A 4,333-nucleotide genomic window follows, 5' to 3' on the forward strand; every position below is an offset into this window, starting at 1 on the left:
GCATATGTCCCACCGGCCAATCGGTCAATTTCGACAGGGGCTTGAAAGCGCCGCGCGCGCGGGGTTGACTCACGACCAAGGCATCGGCCGACGACCCACTGCAACGAAGCAGGAGGACTGCCACATGACCCGGATCACCGTGACCGTCGACGGGGTGAGGTACACCGACGAGGTCGAACCGCGCACGCTGCTGGTCCACTACCTGAGGCAGAACCTCGGGAAGACCGGCACCCTCGTGGGCTGCGACACGAGCAACTGCGGGGCGTGCACGGTCCATCTGGACGGGCGCAGCGTCAAGTCGTGCAACGTGCTCGCCGTGCAGGCCGACGGGCACGAGGTGAGCACCATCGAGGGGCTGGCCGCCGACGGGCAGCTGCACCCGATGCAGCAGGCGTTCAACGACTGCCACGCCCTGCAGTGCGGCTACTGCACGCCGGGCATGATCATGCAGGCCTGCGACCTGCTCAAGGACAACCCCGACCCCAGCGAGCAGCAGATCCGCGAGGGCCTGGAGGGCAACCTGTGCCGGTGCACGGGCTACCACAACATCGTCCGCGCCGTGCAGCAGGCGGCGGCCGCGCTGCGCGCGGACGCCCCCGCCGCCACCGCGCCGGCCCAGGAGGTGTCGGCATGACCGTCACGCAGAGGCCGACCCCGGCACACGAGATCGGCCGGGCCCGCGCCCGCAAGGAGGACGCCCGCCTGATCACCGGCCGGAGCCGGTACACCGACAGCATCACGCTGCCCGGGATGCTGCACCTGGCCATGGTGCGCAGCCCGTTCGCCCACGCGACGATCCGTTCGGTCGACACCCAGCAGGCCAAGGCCGCACCGGGTGTGATCACCGTCGTCACCGGCGCCGACATCGCCGACCTCATGGGCGTGAACATCAACGCCTGGCCGATCACCACCGACCAGGTCACCCCCACCCACCTGCCGGTCGCCATCGAGCACGTGGCCTTCGCCGGCGAGATCGTGGCCGTGGTCGTGGCCCGCACCGAGGCCGAGGCGCGCGATGCCGTCGAGCTGGTCGACGTCGACTACGAGGAGCTGCCCCCGGTGCTCGACGCCGTCGAGGCCCTGAAGGACGAGGTGCTCGCCCATCCCGACCTCGGCACGAACAAGTCGGCCTTCTGGCAGCTCGACTCGGCCGCGCAGGGCACCGGCGGCGACGTCGACGAGGCCATCGCGAAGGCCCGAGTCGACGGCGTCGTCATCGAGCGCGAGTTCCGCCAGCAGCGCCTCGTGCCCGGCTTCCTGGAGCCGCGCTCGGTGGTGGTCGACCCGACCGGCGACCAGCTGACCGTGTGGTCCGCGACCCAGGTGCCGCACATCCTGCGCTTCGCCATCGCGGCCACGATGGGCATTCCCGAGTCGAGGCTGCGCGTCATCGCACCCGACGTCGGCGGCGGCTTCGGCGGCAAGCTGCAGACCACGCCGGAGGAGTTCGCCACGATCGCGCTGGCGCGCCGCCTCGGCAAGCCGTGCAAGTTCACCGAGACCCGCTCGGAGGCGTTCGTCACCGGCCACCACGGCCGCGACCAGCACCAGAAGCTCACCATGGCCGCGACCAGGGACGGCGTCATCACCGGCCTGAAGGTCGAGCTCGTCGCCGACCTCGGCGCCTACGTCGCCATCGTCGGCGGCGGCGTGCCGGTGCTCGGCGCGTGGATGTTCAACGGCATCTACAAGATGCCGGCCTACCAGTTCAACTGCCAGACGGTGCTGACCAACAAGCCCTGGGTCGACGCCTACCGGGGCGCGGGGCGTCCCGAGGCGGCGTTCGGCATCGAGCGGATGATGGACGAGCTGGCCGACGAGGTCGGGCAGGACCCGCTCGAGGTGCGCGAGAAGAACTGGATCAGGCACGAGGAGTTCCCGTTCACCACGGTCTCCGGCATGACCTACGACTCAGGCAACTACGAGGCCGCCACCGCCCGGGCCAAGGAGCTGTTCGACTACGCCGGGCTGCGCGCCGAGCAGGCCCGGCGTCGCGCCGACAACGACCCGGTCCAGCTCGGCATCGGCGTCTCGACGTTCACCGAGATGTGCGGGCTGGCCCCCTCGCGCATCCTCGGCTCGCTCAACTACGGCGCCGGCGGCTGGGAGCACGCCAGCGTCCGGATGCTCGCGACCGGCAAGGTCGAGGTCGTCACCGGCATCTCGCCGCACGGACAGGGCCACGAGACCGGCTTCAGCCAGATCGTCGCCGACCGGCTCGGCGTGCCCTTCGAGGACGTCGAGATCCTGCACGGCGACACCGCGATCGCGCCCAAGGGGATGGACACCTACGGGTCGCGCTCGCTGGTCGTGGGTGGCGAGGCGGTCGTCCGGGCGGTGGACAAGGTCATCGAGAAGGCCCGGGTCGTGGCCGCCCACCTGCTCGAGGCCGGCGTCGACGACATCGAGTTCTCGGCCGGCCGCTTCGGCGTCAAGGGCACCGACAAGGGCATGGCGATCGGCGAGGTGGCGCTCGCCACGTTCGCCGCGCACAACATGCCCGATGGGTTCGAGCCGAGCCTGGACGCCGACGCGACCTTCGACCCGGTCAACTTCTCCTTCCCGCACGGCACCCACCTGTGCGCGGTGGAGGTCGACACCGAGACCGGCGCCACGAGGATGCGCAAGTACGCCTGCGTCGACGACGTCGGGGTCATCGTCAACCCGCTCCTCGTCGAGGGACAGGTGCACGGCGGCCTCGTGCAAGGGATCGCCCAAGCGCTCTGGGAGGGCGCCGTCTACGACGAGAACGGCACGCTGGTGACCGGCTCGTTCGTCGACTACACGATGCCGAGCGCAGCCGACACGATCAGCTTCGTCACCGACACCACCGTGTCGCCCTCGACGACGAACACCTTGGGCACCAAGGGAGTCGGCGAGGCGGGCACGATCGCCTCCACTCCCGCCGTGGTCAACGCCATCGTCGACGCGCTGCGCCCGTGGGGGATCCACGACATCGAGATGCCCTGCACGCCCGAGCGGGTCTGGCGTGCGATCCAGAGCTCGTCCACCACCCCCGGAGGTGCCCGGTGATCCCCGCATCGTTCGACTACCTCGCCCCTGCCTCGCTCGCCGACGCCCTCGCGGCACTCGCCGAGCACGGCGACGACGCGAAGGTCCTCGCCGGCGGGCAGTCGCTGCTGCCCATCCTGCGGATGCGGCTCAACGCCCCCGAGGTGGTCATCGACCTCGGCAAGGTGTCCGAGCTGCAAGGGATCTCGGAGGACGGCGACACCATCGTGATCGGCGCGATGACCCCGTATGCCGCCGTGCTGGCCTCCGCGGCCGTGTCCACCCACGCTGCCCTGCTGTCCAAGGCGGTTGCCACCGTGGCCGATCCGCAGATCCGCCACCGGGGGACCATCGGCGGCGCTCTCGTGCACGCGGACCCGGCCGGTGACGTCGGGGCGCCGATCCTGGCCCTGGACGCAGACCTGGTCATCGCCGGCGCCGGCGGGGCCACCCGCACGGTCGCGGCGGCCGACTTCTTCGAGGACCTGTTCACCACCGCGGTCGGCGACGGCGAGTTGCTCACGCAGATCCGCATCCCGAAGCACACCGGCTGGGGGGCGCGCTACGAGAAGTTCGTCCGCACCGCCCAGCAGTGGTCGATCGTCGCGGTCGCGGCGACGGTACGGGCCGAGGCCGGCACGATCGCCGAGGCTCGGGTCGGCCTGACGAACATGGGCTCCACGCCGCTGCGCGCCACCGCGGTCGAGCAGGCGCTCGTCGGGCAGCCCGCCACCGACGAAGCGGTGCGAGCGGCGTGCGCCCGGGCCGCCGACGGGACGAACCCGCCGTCCGACCTCAACGGGGACGCCGACTACCGCAGGCACCTCGTGACGGTGCTGACCCGGCGGGCGGTCCTCGCAGCAGCAGGGGTGTGATCGCGGGTGGAGCTGCAGCACTCGTTCACCGTGCCGGCCTCCACCGAGCGGGCGTGGGACCTGTTCATGGACCTCGACCGGGTCGGCGGGTGCTTCCCGGGGGCGACGGTCACCGGTGTCACGGCGGAGGGTTTCACCGGCACGGTCAAGGTCAAGCTCGGGCCGATCGCGCTGCTCTATGCCGGGTCCGGCTCGTTCCTCGAGAAGGACGAGCAGGCCCGGCGGGCCGTGATCGAGGCCAAGGGCAAGGACAAGCGCGGCAACGGCACCGCCGGCGCCACGGTGACCATCCAGCTCGAGCCGGAGGGCGACGGCACCCGCGCCGACGTGACGACCGACCTGGCGGTCACCGGCAAGCCGGCGCAGTTCGGCCGCGGCGTGATGCAGGACGTGTCGGACAAGCTGCTCGGCCAGTTCGTCGCCTGCATCGAGCACCAGCTCGGCGC

Annotated in this window: 4 protein-coding genes; all 4 read left to right on the forward strand. The window is 71.2% G+C overall.

Annotated features, from left to right (window positions below; all coding sequences use genetic code 11):
- The first annotated feature begins 124 nt into the window (after nucleotides 1-124).
- Complete coding sequence (locus WMI84_RS17090) at nucleotides 125-634, forward strand: (2Fe-2S)-binding protein (RefSeq protein WP_347354980.1); 510 nt, start codon at nucleotides 125-127, stop codon at nucleotides 632-634.
- Nucleotides 631-3,033 carry a xanthine dehydrogenase family protein molybdopterin-binding subunit gene (locus tag WMI84_RS17095; RefSeq protein WP_347354981.1) on the forward strand — a complete coding sequence of 801 codons (2,403 nt, stop codon included), beginning with the start codon at nucleotides 631-633 and terminating at the stop codon, nucleotides 3,031-3,033. The genes WMI84_RS17090 and WMI84_RS17095 overlap by 4 nt, the downstream gene beginning before the upstream one ends.
- Nucleotides 3,030-3,887, forward strand: coding sequence for a xanthine dehydrogenase family protein subunit M (locus tag WMI84_RS17100; RefSeq protein WP_347354982.1), 858 nt, complete (start codon nucleotides 3,030-3,032; stop codon nucleotides 3,885-3,887). Before WMI84_RS17095 ends, WMI84_RS17100 begins: the two co-directional genes overlap by 4 nt.
- A gap of 6 nt (nucleotides 3,888-3,893) precedes the next feature.
- Nucleotides 3,894-4,333: SRPBCC family protein (locus tag WMI84_RS17105; RefSeq protein ID WP_347354983.1), on the forward strand; the 440-nt coding region annotated here is incomplete at its 3' end.

It is taken from the genome of Intrasporangium sp. (assembly GCF_039812505.1).
Lineage (GTDB): Bacteria > Actinomycetota > Actinomycetes > Actinomycetales > Dermatophilaceae > Intrasporangium_A.